13 protein-coding genes are annotated in these 21,493 nt (G+C 61.6%); 4 read left to right on the forward strand and 9 right to left on the reverse strand.

From position 1 onward, the window contains the following. Positions 1-38: 38 nt before the first annotated feature. A complete protein-coding gene (locus VGN12_12935; protein HEY4310349.1) occupies positions 39-1,028 on the reverse strand; it encodes a carboxylesterase family protein in 990 nt (329 codons plus the stop codon). A gap of 272 nt (positions 1,029-1,300) precedes the next feature. Here VGN12_12935 and VGN12_12940 point away from each other — a divergent pair, with 272 nt between their 5' ends. The 4 genes from VGN12_12940 to VGN12_12955 all read left to right on the forward strand — a co-directional run bounded on the left by VGN12_12940 (position 1,301) and on the right by VGN12_12955 (position 8,824). Beyond that, positions 1,301-2,326 (forward strand): class I SAM-dependent methyltransferase, encoded by a 1,026-nt coding sequence (locus VGN12_12940; protein ID HEY4310350.1) that lies wholly within the window; start codon positions 1,301-1,303, stop codon positions 2,324-2,326. A gap of 254 nt (positions 2,327-2,580) precedes the next feature. After that, on the forward strand, positions 2,581-3,417 hold the full coding sequence (locus VGN12_12945) for a universal stress protein (GenBank protein ID HEY4310351.1): 837 nt from the start codon (positions 2,581-2,583) through the stop codon (positions 3,415-3,417). Between the two features lie 411 nt (positions 3,418-3,828). Then, the gene (locus tag VGN12_12950) at positions 3,829-7,368 is read left to right on the forward strand and encodes a PSD1 and planctomycete cytochrome C domain-containing protein (protein ID HEY4310352.1); all 3,540 of its coding nucleotides are present in this window, start codon (positions 3,829-3,831) and stop codon (positions 7,366-7,368) included. A gap of 4 nt (positions 7,369-7,372) precedes the next feature. Beyond that, on the forward strand, positions 7,373-8,824 hold the full coding sequence (locus tag VGN12_12955) for a DUF1501 domain-containing protein (protein ID HEY4310353.1): 1,452 nt from the start codon (positions 7,373-7,375) through the stop codon (positions 8,822-8,824). Positions 8,825-8,912: 88 nt separating this feature from the next. On the opposite strand, the gene VGN12_12960 is transcribed toward VGN12_12955, so the two are convergent. The 8 genes from VGN12_12960 to VGN12_12995 all read right to left on the reverse strand — a co-directional run bounded on the left by VGN12_12960 (position 8,913) and on the right by VGN12_12995 (position 21,278). After that, positions 8,913-10,856 carry a hypothetical protein gene (locus VGN12_12960; GenBank protein ID HEY4310354.1) on the reverse strand — a complete coding sequence of 648 codons (1,944 nt, stop codon included), beginning with the start codon at positions 10,854-10,856 and terminating at the stop codon, positions 8,913-8,915. Between the two features lie 338 nt (positions 10,857-11,194). Beyond that, the gene (locus VGN12_12965; protein HEY4310355.1) at positions 11,195-14,293 is read right to left on the reverse strand and encodes a hypothetical protein; all 3,099 of its coding nucleotides are present in this window, start codon (positions 14,291-14,293) and stop codon (positions 11,195-11,197) included. 84 nt (positions 14,294-14,377) lie between these two features. Next, positions 14,378-15,313, reverse strand: a complete 936-nt coding sequence (locus tag VGN12_12970; GenBank protein ID HEY4310356.1) for an ABC transporter ATP-binding protein — start codon at positions 15,311-15,313, stop codon at positions 14,378-14,380. A 2-nt stretch (positions 15,314-15,315) separates the two neighbouring features. Then, positions 15,316-15,705: a GntR family transcriptional regulator gene (locus VGN12_12975; protein ID HEY4310357.1), complete on the reverse strand. Its 390-nt coding sequence runs from the start codon at positions 15,703-15,705 to the stop codon at positions 15,316-15,318. Positions 15,706-15,974: 269 nt separating this feature from the next. Continuing rightward, positions 15,975-17,630 carry a pyridoxal-dependent decarboxylase gene (locus VGN12_12980; GenBank protein HEY4310358.1) on the reverse strand — a complete coding sequence of 552 codons (1,656 nt, stop codon included), beginning with the start codon at positions 17,628-17,630 and terminating at the stop codon, positions 15,975-15,977. 97 nt (positions 17,631-17,727) lie between these two features. Further along, the gene (locus VGN12_12985) at positions 17,728-18,639 is read right to left on the reverse strand and encodes an inositol oxygenase family protein (protein HEY4310359.1); all 912 of its coding nucleotides are present in this window, start codon (positions 18,637-18,639) and stop codon (positions 17,728-17,730) included. Between the two features lie 87 nt (positions 18,640-18,726). After that, complete coding sequence (locus tag VGN12_12990) at positions 18,727-19,782, reverse strand: ABC transporter permease (GenBank protein ID HEY4310360.1); 1,056 nt, start codon at positions 19,780-19,782, stop codon at positions 18,727-18,729. Further along, positions 19,779-21,278, reverse strand: coding sequence for a sugar ABC transporter ATP-binding protein (locus VGN12_12995; protein ID HEY4310361.1), 1,500 nt, complete (start codon positions 21,276-21,278; stop codon positions 19,779-19,781). The genes VGN12_12990 and VGN12_12995 overlap by 4 nt, the downstream gene beginning before the upstream one ends. Positions 21,279-21,493 lie beyond the last annotated feature (215 nt).

Below are 21,493 nucleotides of genomic sequence, written 5' to 3' on the forward strand. Positions count from 1 at the left end.
GTGATCATCGCACCAGGATTCTATGATTCTGTACGACCCTATCGCGCGAACGCTTTGCCGATTTGACGGCGCTTCATAAACAATAGCGCCGCGAGCGCCATCGCCGACATGACAAGGCTGCCCGGTTCGGGCACCAGGTGGTTGGCCAGGAAGTCGATGTTGTGCTGGAGCAATGTCTCGTTGCCGAACTGCAGATTGAATACGCTCGTGTCGAGTTCGTGGCCGATGCCGACACCTTGGTAGAATTCGTGGTAGATGCCGACGGCGGTGAGTTGATTCGAGACGGCCAGGTCGCCGGAAAACGGAACTTGCGTATCGGCATCGCCGTGGAACATGAAGGCCGCGGGGCCGCCGGGCTGAATCACGGACTCGGTGCCATACATGCTTCCCAGAAAATCGAGTACGACCGTGGGGGCGATGTGTGCAGGCACGTTGTTATAGCCGACCAACTCGGCCGTGATGCCGCCGGCCGAGGCGCCGCCGATGCCGATGCGGTCCGGATTGACGCCCAGCGAGGCGGCATTGGTGCGCACCCATGTCATGGCCGTTTCAGAATCCTGCACGGCGGCGTTGATTGCGTTGCCACCGAGTTGCAGATCCGGAAAGCTGTCGAAACCCGGCGGCGGTGGCGTGAAGTTATCGGCCGGGCCGGGGGACGAGTTGGGAGGAAAATCGGCGTACATGCGGTAATTGATCGATACCACGACGTAGCCCAGCGAGGCGTATTGCTCGGCCAACGGCGCCATATCGGTCTTGTCGCCCGAGACGAACCCGCCGCCATGCACCAGCACGATGGCCGGCGTCGAGGCGGGAAGCGGCGTTGATCCCTGCACCGGTTTGTAAACGTCGAGCGTCAGGTTTTCACTGCTCGCCCCGTTTTGTGTCGGACCGCTGCCGTAGACGACGTTCGACGTTTCCGATACGCCGAAGAGGGGATCGTGATACAACGTGGCGGCGCTCGCCGCGCTCGTGAAAACGAAACCTACCGTTAGAACATGCAAAGAGATCGCCAGACGAACACGAGTCATGAAAGCCTCCGCGGCGTGACAAGCAGATACCAGGATTAAGAAAGCTAAACGGAACGCACGACTTCTAAGCGTGTCGATTGTCCATTAGCTACCTGGGGCCTTCGATGCGGAGTGCGCCAATTCCGAGGCGAGGCTGGTAAGCGTAGACGATTTGCCAAGCGAAAACAACCAGGATTTCAGCGCGGCGAAGAAGGTCTTACACTACGGCGGTTCGACCGGCGGGCGGTGTCGCTCGTGGCGAACGCGGAACCACTTTTCGAGTATTTGCAGATATGAATCCAACCAGCGACGCACCGAATCCGGCAGCTATTCAGGAATTGCTCGAAGCTTTTCGCCGCTCGAAAGTCATGTTCGCTGCCGTCTCGTTGGGCGTGTTCGACGCCCTCCGCGGGGGGGCAGCAAGCAGCGGTGACCTCGCCACGCGTCTGGCGTGTCATCCAAGCTCCTGCGAGCGGTTGCTGAATGCCTGCGTTAGTCTCGGACTGCTCGCGCGAAAGAACAACCAATACGAAAACACGCCGACGGCTGCCGCCTACCTGACCAGTGACAGCCCACAGCGGATGACGGGCTACGTCGGCTATTCGAACGACATCATGTGGAAGCTGTGGGCCAACCTGGAAGATGCGGTTCGCGAAGGCGATCATCGCTGGAAGCAGACGTTCGGCTGGGATGGTCCGATCTTCTCGCACTTCTATCGTACCGAGGAGGCCAAACGCGAATTCCTGATGGGCATGCACGGTTTCGGCGTGCTCAGCTCGCCGGAAGTCGTAAAGGCCTTCGATCTGTCGCGTTTCAAACTGTTGGTCGACTTGGGAGGCGCGACGGGACATCTGCCGATTGCGGCCTGCCGGCAGTATCCGCACATGCGCGGTGTGGTTTTTGACTTGGCGGATGCAGCGCCGCTGGCGCGCGAGATCATCGCCGAAGCGGGCATGACCGACCGCGTTGAGATTGCTTCGGGAGATTTCTTCGCCGACGAATTGCCCGAGGCAGATCTGTACGCCTTGGGGCGCATCCTGCACGATTGGAGCGAGGACAAAATTCACAAGCTCCTCGCACGCATCTACGACCGGCTGCCTGCCGGCGGAGGCTTGTTGATCGCCGAGAAGCTGTTGAACGACGACAAGACCGGTCCCCGTTGGGCTCACATGCAGGATTTGAACATGCTCAGCTGCACCGAGGGACGCGAACGCACCCTCGCCGAATACACGGCCCTGCTGAAGCACGCGGGCTTCGCCGAGGTCGCGGGGCAGGTTACGCAATCGCCGCTGGACGCGGTGCTGGCTTTGAAAGCCTGATGATGGCGTTAGTCTCCTCTTAATTCAGCATCTCTTAATTTTTCGTTTCGAGTTCGCGCAGGGCGGTCGCAAGCGCGACGAATCGCCTCACTGCGCGCGTCTTCGCACATCGAATCTGTGCAACGCACCATTTCTACGGCCGGAAGCCGCGATTGCGCCCGTGTTTTCTCGAAAGGCGCAATAGTTGCGAATTGTCTAGGTTGCGAAGGGCTGGCGCCGGTCTAAGGCTTTCTTGCTAACCGGAGAATAACGCGATGCTTAAGACAATTCTTCTTGTGGTTCCCGAGAATGATCCCGAGCACGCGGCTGTAAAGCTCGCGATGCGTTGGGCGAAAGAGTTCGATGCGTTGCTCGTGGCTTTAGGTCTTGTCGACGAGACGCGCGTTCATCCCCTGGAGGCAGTGCCACTGGGGGCGGGGCAAGCGAAGCGCGAGCTCGATACGAGCCGGTTGGTGAGGAGGCGTCGCGAAATTGAAGGAAGTTTGTCAACTCTGGCGCTACGCTGTGCCGAACAGCAGGTGGCGTTTAAGCCGCTCGAAGATTTTGGCAGGCCGACGGCCGACATCCTGCTCGAATCGAAAAGATTTGATGTGATCGTCATGCCACGTCACGGCCATTACTTTCATGCATCCACGGAAAATGGTTTGGGTACGGCGTTGTGGGAGGTAGTGCGTGCGACTCCGCGCCCCGTGCTGGCGGTACCAGACCAGGCGACGGTAGGAGAAAGCGTCGTTGTGGCCTATGACGGAAGCTTACAGGCGGCCCGCGCCCTGCAGGCATTTCAAGCCAGCGGACTGGCGACGAATCGTAAGGTTCATGTAGTGGCTTTGAACGAAGATCATGGCGAGGCCGCGCGGTGCGGCGATCGGGCCGTCGAGTTTCTCGCCAATCACGATATTCATGCCGTGCTACACGCCGATACTTGCGAGCCGCGCACATCGGAACGTCTCATCCAATATGCGTATCGTCTCGACGCGGGATTAGTTGTGATGGGCGCGTATGGTCGACCGATGGTTCTTGAATGCGTGATGGGCTCAGTCACGCGCGCCTTGCTTGGGCACTGCACGATTCCGCTGTTTCTTTATCATTAAGAACGATCACGCCGCGTCTGACTCAGCGCCAGCATGGCGACCAGTCCTGAAAATGGCGTAGAGCCACGAAGAGGCGCGATGTCGGTCGTGACGCCGCGCTTTTTGCCATGACACAGCCTGTCCGCGGCTACCTCCGTGGACGGCGCGGCCGCGATTTCTCGGGCCGTTTTAGCGCGATGCCGGCGCAAAAGCTTGAACGCGGCGCGGGCGTGTGTTCAGATAGGGGGGTAGGTCGCTGCGGTCAATGAGCTCGATGCGGCGGACCTGCGAACTTCCTGCCAGTAGTCCTGCCTTCCTGTTTCCCAATAGGACTCTCGATCCCCTCGAGCGCACCAGCCGATGCTGCGATTTGCCCGTGTTTTGCAAAGACTCGTGAGGTCATGGCAATGGCTGCTTCATGCCGTACTCGCCATGATGTGGTCCGCATCCGCGACCTCGGTGGCCGCCGAGGCGCCGCAATACAACCGCGATGTGCGCCCGATCCTGGCGAACCATTGTTTTAAATGTCACGGGCCGGATGAAGAGACGCGCGCGGCCGGTCTGCGGCTCGACCGGCGCGAGGTTGTGGTGCAGGCGTCTGAATCGGGTGCGGTGCCGATCGTGCCGGGCAAGCCCGACGACAGCGAGTTGATCCGCCGCATTGGCTCGACCGAAGCGGATGTCATCATGCCACCGCTTGCGGCCAACAAGGCTCTCTCGGACGTGCAACGCGAAACGCTGCGAGCCTGGATCGCGGCCGGTGCGAACTACGAATCGCATTGGGCGTTCGAGCCGCCGCGACAGGCGGCGCTGCCGAGCGTGAAGCTGTCGGTTTGGCCGCGCAATCCGGTCGACAGTTTCGTACTGGCCCGGCTCGAAGCCGAAGGGTTGGGGCCATCGCCCGAGGCCGATAAATACACGCTTGCGCGGCGGTTGTACCTGGATCTGATTGGGCTGCCGCCGACGCCGGAGGAAGTCGACGCGTTCGTGTTCGACTCGTCGGCCGACGCTTACGAAAAGCTGGTCGATCGGTTGCTCGCTTCGCCGCACTATGGCGAACGTTGGGCGCGCCGCTGGCTCGACCTGGCCCGCTATGCGGATACGAATGGTTATGAGAAGGATCGGATGCGTTCGATCTGGCCCTTCCGCGATTGGGTCATCGGCGCGCTGAACGCCGACATGCCCTTCGACGAATTCACCGTCAAGCAACTCGCCGGCGACATGCTGCCGGACGCCACGCTTGCGGATCGCATCGCGACCGGATTCCATCGCAACACGATGCTCAATGAAGAAGGGGGCATCGATCCGCTCGAGTTCCGCTTTTATGCGATGGTCGATCGGGTTGCCACGACAGGCACCGTCTGGCTCGGATTGACTGTGGGATGTGCGCAGTGTCATACGCACAAATATGATCCGTTGCCTCACCGCGATTATTACCAGCTGATGGCGTTCTTGAACAACGCCGATGAGCCGGAAATGGACGTCGTGAAGCCGGACATCGCCGAGCAGCGGGCGAAGCTTGTCGAGCAGATCGTGGACGCCGAGGCGGAATTGCCCAAGCAGTTTCCTGCCGAGGGAGAGTGGCGATGGCATCGTGGCTCGATCGTGTCATTCGCGTCGGCTGCCGGCGCGCAGGGCGAGGTTCTCGAAGATGGCTCGGTGCGCGTCACTGGCGCTGATCCGGAGGTGGACAGCTATACGATCGAGATCGATGCCGACGCAGCCGAAATCTCGGCGCTGCGTTTGGAAGCCATCGCCGATTCGCAACTGCCCAAGAATGGGCCTGGGCGCACTCCGCACGGCAATTTCGTCGTGACCGAGCTGGCAGTTAGCACGAAGCCGGCCGATGGCGCGGACACCGCGGCAGCACCAATTGCCATCGCCAGCGGCACGGCAGACTTCTCGCAAGATGGTTTTCCGGCCGCGCAAGCTTTTGATGGCAACGACAAGACGGGCTGGGCCATCAATGGGCCTGAGCCGTGGAACGTGACGCGCGCGGCGACGTTTCGCTTTGATCGTTCGCTGGGCGGTCCGAGCCGGACACGTTATACGATTCGCCTGAATCAGAACTATGGCGGTCATCACACGCTGGGACGTTTCCGCGTGCTGCTGGGCGAGGCTGTGAACGATTCTCGTCCCGAGGTCGTGCGCCGGCAGGAGCACTTGGATCGGAAGTTCAATGAATGGCTAGCCGCGGAATCTCCGCGCGCGACGCATTGGAAGTTATTAACGCCGACAGCAGCGGCGAGCGACGTGCCGACGCTGAAGATTCTGCCCGACGGTTCGATTCTGGCCAGTGCCGATCAGACCAAGCGCGACGTTTTTCGTGTCTCGGTCACGAACGACCTGCCTCGCGTGACGGCGCTACGGCTCGAGGCGTTGCCCGACGACTCGTTGCCGAAGCGTGGACCGGGACGCATCGCGTACGAAGGACCGTTCGGCGATTTCTTCCTCAGCGAGTTTACGATTCGCGCGGTGGGCGAGATCGCGAAGTCGAGTGCCGCCACCCAATCGTTCGCCAGCGGCAAAGATACGGCCGCGATGGCGATCGACGGTGACCCGCAGACGGGCTGGTCGATCAATGGCGGGCAGGGGCGTGCTCATACGGCTGTGTTTACGCTGGCCGCGCCGCTGGTGGCTGCGAAGACGATCGACGTCGAGCTATTATTCGAGAAATACTACGCCGCCAATCTAGGGCGCTTTCGGATCTGGGCAACTGATGACGAACGCCCCGTGACCGCAAACGCGACACCGACCGACGTCGAGGCGTTGCTACTCGTCGAGGCAGAAAAACGAACGCCGGAGCAACAGTCTCGCTTGCTCGACCATTTTTTGTCGATCGCGCCAGAATTGGCCGCCGAGCGGGAAGCGATTCGCAAGCTGCGCGAGCAGATGCCGGCTTATCCGACGACGCTGGTGTGGACTGAGCGGCCTGCGGAAAACCCGCGCCGCACGAGCATTCACAAGCGCGGAGAATTCTTGCAACCGACCGAGCCGGTGGCGGCCGAGCTGCCGAGTTTGTTCGCGCCGCTACCGGAAGGTGCGAAGCATGATCGGCTGGCGCTGGCCCGCTGGCTCGCAAGTTCGCAAAACCCGCTGGTGGGGCGCGTCACGGTTAATCGGCATTGGGCGGCGCTGTTTGGGCGCGGGCTGGTTCGAACGACGGAGGACTTCGGTTATCAGGGAGAGCCGGCGACGCATCCCGAATTGCTCGATTGGCTGGCCACGGAGTTCATCCGCGACGGCTGGTCCGTCAAACGTCTGCATAAGTTGATCGTGACAAGTGCTACCTATCGCCAATCGTCGCGCACGACGCCGCGATTGCTGGAGAAAGATCCGACGGGCAAATGGCTGAGCCGTGCTCCGCGGGTTCGATTGGATGCCGAATTGGTGCGCGACGTTGCGCTGCGGGCGAGTGGATTGCTTTCGGAGAAAATCGGCGGTCCGAGCGTTTTCCCGCCACAGCCGCCGGGAGTTAGCTCGGAAGGAGCATACGGCGCGCTCAGCTGGAATGTGAGCGAAGGAGAAGACCGCTATCGGCGCGGGATGTACACCTTTACCAAGCGCACGGCGCCTTACGCCATGTTCTCGGCCTTCGACGCGCCCAGTGGCGAAGCCTGCCTGGCGCGGCGCGAAATCTCGAATACGCCGCTGCAATCACTAACGCTTTTGAACGACGCCGTGTTTGTCGAGACGTCGCAGGCGCTCGGCAAACGATTGGCGGGCGAAACGGCGCCGATCGCGGACCGGGCAAGCGAGCTATTCCGCCGTTGCGTCAGCCGGCTTCCTTCGGAATTAGAATTAAACCTGCTGGTCGCGTACTACACGACGCACCGCGAGCGGCTGGCGAAAGGGGAACTCGACGCCACGGCCATCGCGGGCGCTGGCGAAGGGGACGCGGTCGAGCGGGCAGCCTGGACCCTGACGGCCCGTGCGGTGTTGAATCTCGACGAGACGATTACCAAGGAATAACGCCATGATCGATCCAGCCGAGATGAATTGCCAGGCAACGCGCCGTGCCTTCTTGCAGGCAAGCGGCGTGGGGTTGGGAAAGATCGCGCTGGCTTCATTGCTATCGGGCTCGCTTGATGGGCGAACCGTGGCGCGCGCTGCCACGGCTTCGACCGGCGATGCGCTGGCCGCGCGGCCGGCGCATTTCGCGCCGCGGGCCAAGGCCGTGATCCATCTGTTCATGACGGGCGCGCCGAGTCACCTGGACCTGTTCGATTACAAGCCGAAGCTGGCCGAGTTCGAAGGCAAATCAATCCCACCCGAAGTGATCGGCGGGCAGCGGTATGCCTTTATTCGCGCCGACGCGGCTGCGATGGGACCGCGATTCAAGTTCAACAAGCATGGAAAATCGGGCGCCGAGATTGCCGACGTGCTGCCGCACCTGGCGGGCGTGGTCGACGATATCTGCCTGGTGCGGTCGATGCGCACGGATCAGTTCAATCACGCCCCGGCGCAAATCTTCTTCAATACCGGCTTCTCGCAGCCGGGCCGACCGAGCATGGGTTCGTGGGTCACGTACGGATTGGGAGCCGAAACGCGCGACCTGCCGGCGTTTGTCGTGATGTCGACCGGCACCGGCATCAGCGGCGGCGCTGCGAACTGGTCGAGCGGTTTCCTGCCGACCGTTTACGCCGGCGTGCGGTTTCGCAACCAGGGAGATCCGATCCTGGACGTATCGAGCCCGCCAGGAGTCGATGCCCGTACGCAGCGCGAGACGCTCGACCTGGTGGGCGCGCTGAATCGGCAGCGGCTGGACACAGTCGGCGATCCGGAGATCAGCACGCGTATCGCGTCGTACGAGATGGCTTTCCGCTTGCAGACCTCGGCACCAGAGCTAATGGACTTGAAGAGCGAATCGCAAGCGACGCTCGACATGTACGGCGTCGATCCGGCCAAGCCATCGTTCGCCCGGGCTTGCTTGCTGGCGCGCCGCATGGTCGAACGCGGCGTGCGGTTCATCAGCATTTACAACGAGGGATGGGATGCCCACAGCGACCTGGTGGGGAATCACACGAAGAACTGCGGTGATACGGATCAAGGCTCGGCGGCGCTGGTGAAGGATCTGCGGCAACGTGGTTTGCTGGACGAGACGCTGGTCGTGTGGGGAGGCGAGTTCGGCCGCACCCCAATGGTCGAAAGCAACAAGGCGCTGGGGCGCAGCCTGGGGCGGGACCATCATCCGCAAGCCTTTACGATGTGGCTGGCCGGCGGCGGCATCAAGCCGGGTATTTCTTACGGCAAAACCGATGAGCTGGGATTCAACGTCGTCGAGAACCAGGTGCACGTACACGACATGCAGGCCACGATCCTGAACCAGTTGGGGCTCGACCACGAGCGGCTGACCTATCGCTACGCCGGGCGGGATTTCCGCCTGACCGATGTGCATGGCAATGTCGTGCGCGACATATTGGCGTAGGGTGCGCTGTGCGCACCTTGGGTTAGAGCAGGCGAATTGGTGCCCACAGGGCACCCTACAAAGAACGTCGCTACGTAAGGCACATATCTCAGCGGTGCAGCGTGCCTTTCAGGATCGGCCGTGCTTTCCAATTCGCGTCGGGGCCGAAGCGATAATTGGGCGAGGCGTGGCCGGCCCGCGCGTCGCCATACAGTTCACGAACGGCGAGCGTTTCGAGCGCGGGGCCGGCAGTTGCCGAGATCAGTAGCAGCGCGGCGGACGCCCACGCCAGCCGGCGCAGGTTCGTCGCGGTCATGCCTTGCTCGGACTGTGTTTCGCGCGGCAGCACCAGAATCAGAACGGTGACGATCATGGCGTTGACCAGGATCACCCCTTCGGTCAACAAACGCTGGTCGGTGAATCCGGTTAGGGCCTTGGCAAAATTTCCCAGCACGAACGGCCACAGGATCAGGAAGTACAAAAGTTGCCCACGGCCGAGCCAGCTCTTCGGCAGGATCGCCAGTGGCCGGCGCATGTGCGCGAGTGCTAACAGGGCAAAGGTCACGGCGCCGATTGCGAAGAACAGATTGAACCAGTTCTCGGCGGACAACTCGATGCTGTCGAACAGCGGCGCCTGCATGCGCAGCGGCAGCGAGCGATACTCACCGTGCGCGGCGGTCCAGTCGGCCACGTTCTTGACGAGGTTTTCGTACAAGAGCCACGGCACGACGAACAACAGCGCGACCAGCTCGGTCCAGCGGCGGCGAGGCGCCGCGTTGTCGCACACACCCAGTCGCGTGGCCAACAAGCCCATCGCCACGGCGATGCCGATACCGTTGACGAAGCCGTACGATTGTTCGAGGAAGCTGTGCCAGTTGGCGCTTTGCCAATGGTTCCAAGTGGCCACGAGGTCGGGATCGGAGACCAGGCCAGGGTTACCCGGCGCGACCATCGCCAGCTTCAGTAAAGCAATGCCCGAGAAGCCGAGCCCGCCGATGGCGCCGCTCACGAGCATGGCAATCGTCACGGCGGTCAGCTTCTCGCGCCGGCACCACAGAAGCGCCCCCAAGAAGACCCCCAGGATGCCGGCCCAATCGTCGCCGCGGGGGGGCGTCATGCGAATGGCCAGAATTACGGGCAACAGCGTGAAGCTGACGAGCCAGCCTAGCCCCATATACAAGAACAACCGCGATCCACTCGCAAAACGTCCACGCCGCGCGAAGTAAAACGCGATGCCGATGACCAGACCGATCGCCCAGCCTAGATGGTCACTGACGGATGGCAGGAAGTTGGGCCAATTTGTGACCAGTTGCTCGACGTTGAATTGGCTGGTATCTCCTTGCGGGCGCACGAGCAGGTTCCACAGCGACTCGCTCGCGCCCGTGACGCGTAGCAACCATTGCCCGCAAAAGCCGATACCGGCACCGATCGCGCCCAGGATAGGCAGCTCCCAAGCTTTGGCAAAGCGGCGCTCGAACAGATCAAACAGCAGCATCGCCACGACCGCGGTGCAGGCTTGCAGATAGTCGCTGTCCAACCAGTAAAGTGGGCTGTCCTGGCGCTTCATCGCGCCTTCGACCAGCATCTTTTCATTGACCAGCGGAATGATGTAGTCAGCCAGACCCATCGCCGCCAGTACGACCAACAGCGGTACGAACATGGCCGTCAGCCGGGTGCGATCGAGCGCGGCGGGCAGAGCCGTGCCTCCTCCGCCCAGCGAGCCCCACAGAAAACCGATCACGAACAAACAGGCAAAGCCGTACGCCTGCGACGGCAGATGGCCTGAATGCGTGTAGCCGATCACTTGCATGTAGCTGATCGAACCGCCAAACGCCCAACCGAACGCGCCGAAGAAGGCGAAGTAAACGACGCGCTCGCGCCAGTCGGCGCGGCCGGATAGCAGACAGGCCGCGATGGCGGCGATCGCTCCGGGGAACATGGCCCCCGTTTCATGCCCGTAGTTGCCGCGAATGCCCCAGCCGATCGACAGCGACAAAGCCACAAGGAAAATGCCCAGCGGCGACAAAATCGGCGAACGCGAAACGAGCGGCATCGGCAAAAAGTTCCAGGAGTGCAGCAGGCGGGGCAGGGCAGGGGGACGTTGCGAACCATGCGAGGAATCGTCGAGCGAAGTCGCTCGACTGCCGCAGGATGGCTGGGGACTAGGATACTGTCCCGTGCAGCTTGGGTGAAGCAGCGGGCGATGGGTGCGATCTTGTGAGAACGTGTGCGCGCACTGAAATCGGCATCTACAACTGTAGCCGGGGTCTGTGACCCCGGGATTACAAGTTATCGCGATCGGTGCAGAAAGGCCCGTATCGATACGACGAGAATAGCGCAAAGACCGGCCTTGCAGAGGCCAGCTACAGAAGCGGGCGCGGCAGCGTTCGACTATTGCGATTCGCCGGGCGATTCGGCGAATAAGTTGTCGTCTGGTAGGGCGGGCGGCGCTGGCGGGGCTTGCGCAGGTTCTGTGTCTGCGGGATTATCATTAGCCGGTGACTCGGCGTCGTCGGACGCGGCCTTATCGTCGGGGGCTGCGTTGTCCACGTCTTTCGCTGGGGGCGTTGGGCCAGGGAGGATAAATGTTAGCCCGCTGCCGACGAAGTTGGGGAAGCGATACCTGTCGCTTGTGACGACGCCCTGCCAGCCCAATCGTAAGTACTGATCGTTGTCTCCCTGTTGGCCCGAGGTGACGGGGAGTAGAAGTTGTCCGCAACTCCATAGAAATGGTGTCTGGGGAAGAATCGCGTGCGACCATCGATTCGTGAACGAGCGCTGAATTCCTTGCGGATAATAGCGGAAATTGTCGCCGGAGTACGGATCGCGTGGCATCTGAGTTAAATACGGACCTACCAGCTCGTCGAGCGTTCCCGGCAGCGCTCCGTGTTCAAGGCGGTAGGCTTCGATCGCCAGAATCAACAGTGTCGCGCTGCGCTGCGCCTGACCATCGAGCCATCTTTCCGCGTTAGTACTCGAATAGTAGTTCGAGAGCATCGACAGCAGCGGCGTTGACTGCACGAGTGGGTGCCACGAGACAGCTGCCGCTTGCAGGCTTAGCCGCGAAGTGGGTTGATGGTGGGCTAACGCTGATTCGATCGACGGAACGAATTGTAATGCTTCGGCTGTTTGAAGATTCAGTACGCGCTGCGCCCGAGCCGTTTCCCAAGGCATGGTTGCCTTGATGAAGACATAGCGAGATAGGTTCACGCCAATGCGATCATTCTGTTGGGCAAATTCGTCGAGCGCATCCCGATCGCCGGAAAGCATTTGCTCGTCTTGTAGATAGACCTCTTTTGCGGACTCGCCGATACCTGGCATGCTCTTTTGCCAGTTTTCGATTTCCTGGATCGTGCGGCGCAACAGGTCGGGCGTCTGGCCCGGCAGTGTCGGCCAGTAATAGCCGAGAACGTCAAGTGTTCTAGGCTCGAACAGACCACGGTCATACACTTGATGCTGGCGAAAATGAATTGACATTTTCAATATGGCCATCTCGCAATCGAGCATTCCCGGCAGGTTTCCTTCTTGACCCAAGCGGTAGGCCTCGGTGCCGATTAAGAATTCCAGATGATACAGATTGGGATGCCAAAGCTCGGAGGGCGTGAAGACGCACGACGGGCGCCGCGTTGCGGCCAATGCCACATCGAGCGCTTCGCGGTTGGCCGCGAGCCAGGGGAGCATGTTGCGGTCCTGTGGGATCGCGAGAGCCGCAAGCCATTCATCGCGAGCCTGGGCGTTGTTGGGCGGGGCGGCCGATTCGGGAATCAAGCGAGCGATGGTGCCTGCCAAGTGATCGGCCCGACCGCCCCAAATGTTTCGACCGCTGGGCCACAACCGATTGTCGATTAGCGTTGCGGCGTGGATATACATCTGCGCAGTCTCGCGCGCCTCGGGCGTAATCTCGGCCGCGTACTGAGCGGGCGAGAAGCCGGGATCAACCTTCGGAACTTGCCATACGCGGAACGACGCCGTGGCAATGCCGACCAACGCAATTGGAATAGCCAGTGATAGCGCGAAGCGCGTCCACGGCCACCAGCCTGTACGATCCGCGATCCAATGCGGCGCTCGCAACCAGGTAACGGCCAACAGAATAAAAGGGAGTGGCGCCGTGGAAATCAGCCAATTAACTTGCAGGTATCCCATGAGTGCGGACCAACCCAGCAATGTTGCCGCCAGGATGACGGCGGCAAAAGCGGCGATGACGCCGCTACGAAAGAGCATCGAACAAAGCTGCCCACACGCGTATGCCAAGAAAATGACGAATAAGAAGGCAAAGCTGCCCGGTAGCAGGCGAGCCGAGTCCGTGAAGCTGACGGCGATCGGCCGACCGCTGGCGTCCGTGTATTCCAAAGGCTGGATGAGCTGGCGGACGTGTTGATATACCAACGCGACCCAAATCGGGGTCGCGACAATCAGGTAGAAGAAGATGACCGACCACCACACGAGCAGCCGGTTCAGCCAGACCATCCGCGGGCGTACGGGACGCTCGGCGAAGTAGCGGTACTGCGATCGCTCTTGATCGGTATAGAACGTGGTGGCGCCCATGATGGCGACGGTGCCGGCGGTAAACAGGGTAGCCAGTTGCGCGCAAGTGTCAGCATAGCCGCCGGGGATGGCCGCCCAGGCCGCCAGTAAGGTGCCGATGCCGAGAAAGATCGCCATCATGCGCCAGGCCTGGCGGAACTCTTGCCAGATCAGCCGGCCGAAGGCGGCACGCAGCGTTGGGCCGGCAACGACGCGCGTGATTTTTGGCGCCGCTGCTTTTACCGGCGATGGTCGTCGCTTCGCTCGGAGCGAACTGATGTCAAGCCAGCGCTGGCCGATCCAGAGATCGATGGCAAAGATGCAGGCCGAGAGCCCGAAAATCGTCAGTGACCACAGGCGGCCGAAATCGTCGGCCGACGTGCCATAATGACGGCCTTCGAGCGCGCTAATTGACAGGGTGCCCAGATAGAGCACGATCATGGCCAGGCCTGCGCCGACGCAGGCGGCAACCAGCGCCCGCTTCAGCAGCAGGGAGCACAGCAATCCGCAAACGAAGACGTCGCATGCGATCGCCGTGAACGCTAGCGCGCCGTGTGGCCTGCCTTCGTCCCAGATCGAAAACCTTTGCTGCGGCCCGATCAATCCGAAAGCCCGCCATGCTTCGATCAAAAGATATAGCATCGCTGCCAGAGCGAGTGTGCTTATCAAAGCCAGCGTCAACTTGGCAACAAACAGGCGTCCACTGTCGACCGGCATGACTTGCAAGAACCCGTCGGTTCCCTCTTCACGCTCGACGGCGAACAGGATTGCGCCCGCGGCCAAGGCGTAGAGGGCGATGAAGACCGACACAATGGTGTGGAACGCCCGCTGCAACTCAGTGCCGGATAGTGAGAGCCAGGCAATGCCCTGGGTCGCCAGCACGATCAGCGCCACGGCGATCCAGAACGCGCGCAGCACGCGATATTCTTTCCACAGCACACGGCGAAAGACGGCGGCGTTGTTCATTGTAGGCAGTGGGCAGAATGCAGAGGGCAGTAATTGGTAATAAGTAGCTAGTAACTAGTTACTGGCTACTAGTTGCTGTGACAATCAGTCATTTGTCAGGGCGTTGGCTGATGTTTGTGGGGCATCCGAATCGTGGGTTGAGCCCGAGCGCATGTAGGCGACGAAGATTTCCTCAAGCGTGGGGCGGCGGGATTCGACGTCGCGCACGGCGGTTTGATTGCGCAGGGTTACCAGGTCTTCGTCGCTCAGCCCACGGGTGAGGATCTGCCATTGCCGTGCCTTGCGGCGCTCGCGCAGGATCTCGCCAGCCACGCGCGGCATGGCGACGCCGTCGTCGAGCGTGACGGTCAACGCCTTGACGCTGTCTTTCAGTTCGTCGAGACGTTCGGCCAGCACCAGGCGTCCTTCGTGAATGATCGCCACGTAATCGGCCACGCGTTCGACTTCGTGAATTTGATGGCTCGATAGCAGCACCGTTCGCCCGGCGGCGGCCAGGTCGACCATGCTTTCCAGGAATTCGCGCCGCACCATCGTGTCCAGGCCTGACGTCGGCTCGTCGAGCAATAACACGTCAGGCTGATGGGCCAGTGCCAAAGAGAGCGCGACCTTTGCCCGCATTCCCTTCGAGAGGGCTTTCAGCTTGCGGTCCGAAGGCAGGCCGAAATCCGAGGTCAATTGGTCGTAATGCTTGATGTAGTCACCGCCATAAAAACCGGCCGTGAACCAGCCGATTTCGCTGACGGTCATCCAGTCGTAAAGCGTGGGACGCTCGGGCACGTAGCCCACGTGGCGTAAGAGTTCGATTTGTCGGCCGCGCGTGTCGCGTCCCAGGACCTCGGCAAAGCCGGTGTCAGGCTCGGCCAGCCCGAGCAGCAGGCGAATGGCGGTTGTTTTGCCGGCGCCATTCTCGCCGAGCAGTGCGAAGACGCAGCCCGGCGGCACTTCGAACGAGACGCGGTCGAGCGCCGTGTGATTGCCATAACGCTTCGTGACATTGGCCAGACGGAGGGCCGGCTGCATGGTCAGGTTCCTTCGCGAATGATGGCACGCAGTTCCGTGTCGACGAGATGACGAAGCTCGTCGGCCGAGAGTTGGCTTTGCTGAGCTTCGAGCAGGACCTGCCGTAGGCGGGCGCGGATCAACTCGACGGTTTCCCGCCGGCAACGATCACGCGCTGCCTCGGCCACTTCGAGCCCTGTGCCGCGGACCGACGCCAGAACGCCGTCGGTCTGCAATTGACGATACGCGCGGGCCACGGTGTTGGGATTAACGGCCAACTCCCGGGCAAGTTCACGCACCGAGGGGATCATCTCGCCCGGCTTCACCGCCTCGCGGGCGACGGCGAATTTGACCTGGCGAATGATCTGCTCGTAAACGGCCACGCCATTGGCAGGATCGATAGCAAAAAACATGTGTCACCTACTGTATGAGCGTGATAGTACAGTAGGCGACGGCGGGCGTCAAGCAGATTTTTTGCGTTGCAGAGCGTTTTACGTCGGGTGCCCTGTGGGCACCAGGTATTTCGTTTCCGGCTTATCACGCCGTGGCAATTCATGGTGCGCGCAGCGCACTCTACGTTCGATGCTATGGGCACCATTTCGCCCGTTGGCAATTCGTGGTGCGCCCAGCGCACCCTACACGCGGACGCACCTTGCGATAGCAAGAAATTTACCCGTGGCGCTTATGCCGATGGTGGTGCCGATTCGACCGCGTCGCGGGCGGCGATGACGTGCGTGATGACTTCGTGCATCCGCTCTTTGTCGGTGAATGGCGAGAGGACGTACGACTTCAGGGCCGAGATCGGCGTGCCGAAATCGCTGTGCGTGTAAGCGTCCGTCATCGAGAGAACGATGCCATTGCCGGTTAGCGCTTCGGCGTGGACGCGTTGGAAGATGCGGCGATTGTATTGGTTCAACTCGGCAAGCTGCTGTTGGAATCGTGGGTCCGAGCGTTCGCGCTGTTTGATCGTGAACGTGTCAGTGCCGTGCGGATACACGCGGAAGAGCGTCACGGGACCGACATTCTCGTCGTTGAGGACGGTCAGGTCCGGGTGCGCGAACAACGCCTCGCGCAGGACTTCGGCCATTTCGACGATATGTCCGAGCAGCGTGCGGTAGCCTTCCTTGCCCAACAGCAGCAGGTTCGCCAGCGCCGCCATCGGGCCGGTGGCGCTGCGGCTGGTTTCGAGCGTGAACAAGCCGGGATGGTGCATGCCGGACTGGAAGAGGTACGGCAAGGATTCTCGCGGGCGCAGGATGTGCCGCAGGTCGTCCCGGTCGCGAAAGATCACGAGCGAGGAAATGTACGGGGCAAATCCGGTTTTGTGGAAGTCGATGCCGATCGAATCGGCGAGCCCGAGATGTTGGATGCGATGATGGGCCTTGGCCAATGCACGGACGGTACGACCGCGAAAGCCGAGCGAGTTTTGCAGGAAGTCGTAGTCGTTGAAGACGCTCCACGCCCAGCCGATGACGGCATCGGCATGAATGTGCGGCGAGTAGTCGAGGGAGAATTCGCGGACTAACTCTTCACGCAGGGCGTGAATGCGGTGCAGATCGTCGATGCCGAAGGCGTCGGTCGAGCCCATCGTGGCTACGATGGCGGCCAGGCGTTTGCCATCACGCAGGGCCTTTCGCGCGGCCTCGGCCAGCAGCGGGATATCAACGGCGTGATCGCTCTCGGTGGGGACCAGCACGACGTTGTCTTGCCCGATCCCGAGCCAGGCCGAGACATTGCTGGTGCAGGCATGGCTATGGACGCTCGCCAGCACGACGGCCGGTTGCGTTAGCCCGGTGCGCAGGCAGCCGGGGACGGCTTTTTCCAGGCCGACCTTCACTCCGTAGAGCATGCCGCCGGTCCCGCCGAAGGTGAATACACCGCCGGCCTTGGCCGGATCGTAGCCAACCAGTTCAGCAGCCATCGCGGTGGCGCGAACCTCGGCCGCCGAAAAGCCGCGGCCACTTTCGTCGCTGACCAGGTTCGGGTTGTAGGTCGAGGCCAGCATCACGCCGATCAGGCTGGCGATCGACGGATGCGAGATGACGTTGATCTGGCTGCGCGGATGCCCCCACAGGAACATCCCTTCGAGATGCTTAACGAGGTCCGAGATGACCTGCTCGAGCGGCTCGCCTTGCTGATCCATGCGCGCGGCGAGCGCCGCTTCGAAATCGGGCTCGACCGGCGAGCCGAGGATCGGCGCCTGCGTCTTTAACGCGTCGACACGGTCCAGCGCACGCAATACCGAGAAGGCTACGTACGCGTCGTGGACGGGGTCCGAGACGGGCTGCGGAAATTCGCGCCGCAATCGGTCGAGTAATTCGCGATAGCGAGGGGGCATGCGGGGGCGCGCCAAAGGAACCCGGCGAAGACGCGACGGTCGTGGTTAGAGCGTGCGCGTGGATTACCAGCGCACGGTGTCTATCAGCGAATCTTGTTTACCAGCGCACCTTGTCGGGGAAGAACTCGGCCGCCAGGTCTTCGTAAAAGGGACGCAGCTTTTCGACGTCGGGGCGTTCGGCGCTCTTGGTGTACAGATCGTAGGGGCTGAACTTGCGCACCCAGCGGAATATCTTTTCGTCGTGCTCGTTCATCAGGTGGCCGTACTGCTTCTCGCGATGAATTGGATAGCACGAGTGATAACGCAGCATGTACAGCCCTTCTTCGGGCAGGTAATTCTTGGCGACATGGTACATGTACTCGTCGTGCCCCCACGACATCATGACGTTGTCCAGACCGCAGCGTTCGCTATAGATGCCGGTCTTGGTCCGGTACTCGGCCACATCGCGATCGGGATTATCGGCGAAGAATTCGGCAAACACGATCTCGTCCGAATAGGCGCAGCCGACGGGGAACGTATCGCCGACGACGGCCCATTGCGGCTCGCCGTACAGGCAGAGGATCTTGCCCAGGTCATGGATCAGTGCCGCCAGGATGAACCAGCGCGGATGCCCGTCACGACGCACGGCCTCGGCGGTTTGCAGGCAGTGCTCGATTTGCGAGAAGTCGGTATCGGGATCGCTATCGTCAACGAGCGTGTTGAGATATTCGAGCGCTTCCCAGATGCTCATCTCGCGCTTTTTGAGGGCGAAATACTCGTCGCGCTTCTGACGCACGAAGTCGAGGGTCTGGTAGCGGTGGTTGAGTCGGTAAAACTCGCGCACGCTGGGGCGGGCCGATTCGCGATGGTTGCGAAACTCCTTGGCCGACTTTTTCGTCCCCTCGGCATGCACGACCCCCTCGGGCACGGCTTCGACTTCCGGCTCGGGGTAGCGACGCTTCAAGTCGTCTTCCCATTCGTCGAGACTGGCAAGCGGATTGGCGTCGTGCGGAGACGATTTGTCGACCATGTTTTTACTCCGTGCAGATTCTTCGCGCGGCAGACGAATTACCACTGCCGATTGTATCGTGAATCGCTCGCCAGGAAGAGATGAAAATCAATTGGACCAGAAGCGCTGCCGTATCTGATCCAGCGTCACGGCGGCGATAATGATAGCCCCGATGACGATATCCTGGATCGGGTTTCGCCACCCCAGCAGCGTGCAACCGCTGGCAATGACGGCCATCATCACGGCCCCGGTCACCGTGCCCAGGACCGAGCCACGTCCGCCGGTCAGGCTGCCGCCGCCGATCACCACGGCGGCAATGAATTTCAGCTCCATGCCGATCCCGGACATGGGGTTGCCACTCGAAAGCCGGGCGAACTGGTAGGTGCCAGCGATGCCGACGAATAGCCCGCCCAGTGTGTAAACGGCGATTTTCACCAGCGGGACATTGATACCGCACAGGCGGGCCGTTTGTTCGTTGGACCCCAGCGCGAAGACATAGCGTCCAAAAACCGTGTAGCGGAGGACCACGGCCAGGACGCCAGCCAGCGCCAAGGCCAGCCAGACTCCCCAGGCGAAATTGGGGATGTTCAATGATTCGACGAGCCAGGCCGGATCGGGCCGGGGCGTGACCATCGATTCGAACGCGTGGGGAATGTCCGCGAGGGGCGGGCGGATTGTGGTTTCATTGGCCAGGTATTTGGCCGTGCCGAGGTAGATCGTCATCGTCCCGAGCGTGACGATAAACGGCACGACGCGCAGCGCGCTCACCAGCACACCATTGATAAATCCCGTCAGGCAGCCGGTGCCGATCGCGGCAGCGACGGACATCGCGGGGGAATACCCCTTGTTGAGAAACCAGGCCAGCACCGTGGCCGAGAGCGCCAGTGCTGTGCCTGCCGCCAGGTCGATGCCTCCGCCGATAATGATCACGGTCATACCGAGCGCGGCGACGATGACCGGCGATGCTTGCACGGCGATCGTGCGTGCGTTTTGGTGCGTGAAAAAGACGTCCGTGCCCTCTTTGACGCGGTCGGCCTCGCCGAACATGCCAATGACGACGAATAGCACCAATAACGGACCGAGCGAACCGACCAGCGAAGCCAAACGGCGCCGCGCCGAGAGGGGGGCGGAGGATTTTTCGGAGGTGGAGGAAATGTCGCTCACGATTCGTCTCCTCCGATAGCGCAGGCCATCACGGCCTCTTCGGTCCACGATTTCGCCGCTCGGACTTCGCGCAGTCGGCCGCGCGCCATTACGCCCACGCGATCACACACGGCCAATAGCTCGGGCAGGTACGAACTGACGAAGATCACGGACTTTCCTTGGGCAGCCAGGTCGCCCATGCGGCGATAGATTTCGGCTTTGGTGCCTACGTCGATGCCGCGCGTCGGTTCGTCAAGCAATAGCACGTCCGCCCCTTGGTGCAGGACGCGTGCGATGGCGACCTTCTGCTGGTTACCGCCCGAGAGTTCTTTGACCAGTTGATTGGTGCCGGCCGCCTTGATTTCCAACTGGCCGATCCAATTTTGCACGGCCACGTCACGCCGGCCGAGGTTGAGCCAGCCCCAGCGGCTGTAAGGGGCGAGGCGGCTCAGGGTGAGATTGTCGGCGATTGAGCGCTCTTGCGCGAGACCTTCGCCCTTGCGATCTTCGGAAACCAGGCCCAATCCTGAGCGGATGCGGGCGCGAGGATTCGCTCGCGGCGCATACGCGGCCACGCGCACCGTGCCGCGACGCACGGGATCGAGCCCAAAGATGCAGCGTAGTAATTCGGTTCGTCCTGCGCCCACCAGGCCAGCAATGCCCAGAATTTCGCCTCGCCGCACTTCGAGCGCGACATCGCGCGGCGATTTCACGCCGCTGAGATTATTGAGTGAAAGGATCGGCTCGCCGGGCGTATGCGGAACGGTCGGGAACAGGTCCTTGACGTTTCGCCCGACCATCAAGGCCACGATATCTGCCTCGCTGGCGCCGGCCAGTTGCCCGTCGCCCACGGTCTGCCCGTCGCGCAGCACCGTATAACGCTGTGCCACGCGGCGGATCTCTTCGAGAAAATGACTGATGTAGATGATGCCGAGGCCAGACTCGCGCAGTTTACTGATCACGCGAAACAGATGCTCGACGTCGTGCGCCGTAAGCGAACTGGTTGGCTCGTCGAAGACGATCACCTTGGGATCAAGCACCAGGGCCCGGGCGATCTCGACCAATTGGCGTGCGCCGACGGACAGATTTCGGACGGGTGTCTCGGGGCGCAACTCACGGTGGCCGAGTGTTTCGAGCGCCTGTCGCACGCGACTGCGCTGCCTGCTGCGGCGCAGCCAGCCGAATTGATGGACTTCCTGGCCGAGCATGATGTTGTCTTCGACGCTCAGATCAGGCGCCAGATTCAACTCTTGATAGATCATGGCGACGCCTGCCCGGCGCGCCTGCTGCGGGCCGGTGGGGGCGTAGGTGCGACCGTCGAGATACATCTCCCCGGCGTCCGGACGGTGGGCGCCGGCCAGGACCTTCATCAGCGTGCTCTTGCCGGCGCCGTTTTCACCGATCAGCGCCATGACCTCGCCGGCGCGAACCGACAGCGACACACCGGCCAGAGCGCGCGTCGCGCCGAAACTCTTGGTGATGCCGTGCATCGATAACAGCGCAGAACGATCGGTCATGCGGGCGCGGGACGGCTGGGGGCAGTGCGTACGAGCGGATCCGGCCCGAGCGGGCCAAACGCCCATGCTAACATCGGCACGCTTGTCAGCCAAATCGCCGCCGGGCGTTCCTGGGCGAACAGCAAAGTTGAGAACTTGCGGCTCGTCTTCTGTAGCTGGCCTCTTCGAGGCCGGAGCTTCACCATGGTGTTCCGGGATCGCAGGCCCTGGCTACA

The sequence above is a fragment of the Pirellulales bacterium genome (assembly GCA_036499395.1).
GTDB lineage: Bacteria > Planctomycetota > Planctomycetia > Pirellulales > JACPPG01 > JACPPG01.

Excerpts from the sequence above, each read along its gene's own strand:
- VGN12_12950 (HEY4310352.1), top strand. The coding sequence starts at position 3,829 with ATGATGTGGTCCGCATCCGCGACCTCGGTGGCCGCCGAGGCGCCGCAA.
- VGN12_12980 (HEY4310358.1), bottom strand. The coding sequence starts at position 17,630 with ATGCCCCCTCGCTATCGCGAATTACTCGACCGATTGCGGCGCGAATTT.
- VGN12_12965 (HEY4310355.1), bottom strand. The coding sequence starts at position 14,293 with ATGAACAACGCCGCCGTCTTTCGCCGTGTGCTGTGGAAAGAATATCGC.
- VGN12_12945 (HEY4310351.1), top strand. The coding sequence starts at position 2,581 with ATGCTTAAGACAATTCTTCTTGTGGTTCCCGAGAATGATCCCGAGCAC.
- VGN12_12985 (HEY4310359.1), bottom strand. The coding sequence starts at position 18,639 with ATGGTCGACAAATCGTCTCCGCACGACGCCAATCCGCTTGCCAGTCTC.
- VGN12_12970 (HEY4310356.1), bottom strand. The coding sequence starts at position 15,313 with ATGCAGCCGGCCCTCCGTCTGGCCAATGTCACGAAGCGTTATGGCAAT.
- VGN12_12995 (HEY4310361.1), bottom strand. The coding sequence starts at position 21,278 with ATGACCGATCGTTCTGCGCTGTTATCGATGCACGGCATCACCAAGAGT.
- VGN12_12935 (HEY4310349.1), bottom strand. The coding sequence starts at position 1,028 with ATGACTCGTGTTCGTCTGGCGATCTCTTTGCATGTTCTAACGGTAGGT.
- VGN12_12955 (HEY4310353.1), top strand. The coding sequence starts at position 7,373 with ATGATCGATCCAGCCGAGATGAATTGCCAGGCAACGCGCCGTGCCTTC.
- VGN12_12960 (HEY4310354.1), bottom strand. The coding sequence starts at position 10,856 with ATGCCGCTCGTTTCGCGTTCGCCGATTTTGTCGCCGCTGGGCATTTTC.
- VGN12_12975 (HEY4310357.1), bottom strand. The coding sequence starts at position 15,705 with ATGTTTTTTGCTATCGATCCTGCCAATGGCGTGGCCGTTTACGAGCAG.
- VGN12_12940 (HEY4310350.1), top strand. The coding sequence starts at position 1,301 with ATGAATCCAACCAGCGACGCACCGAATCCGGCAGCTATTCAGGAATTG.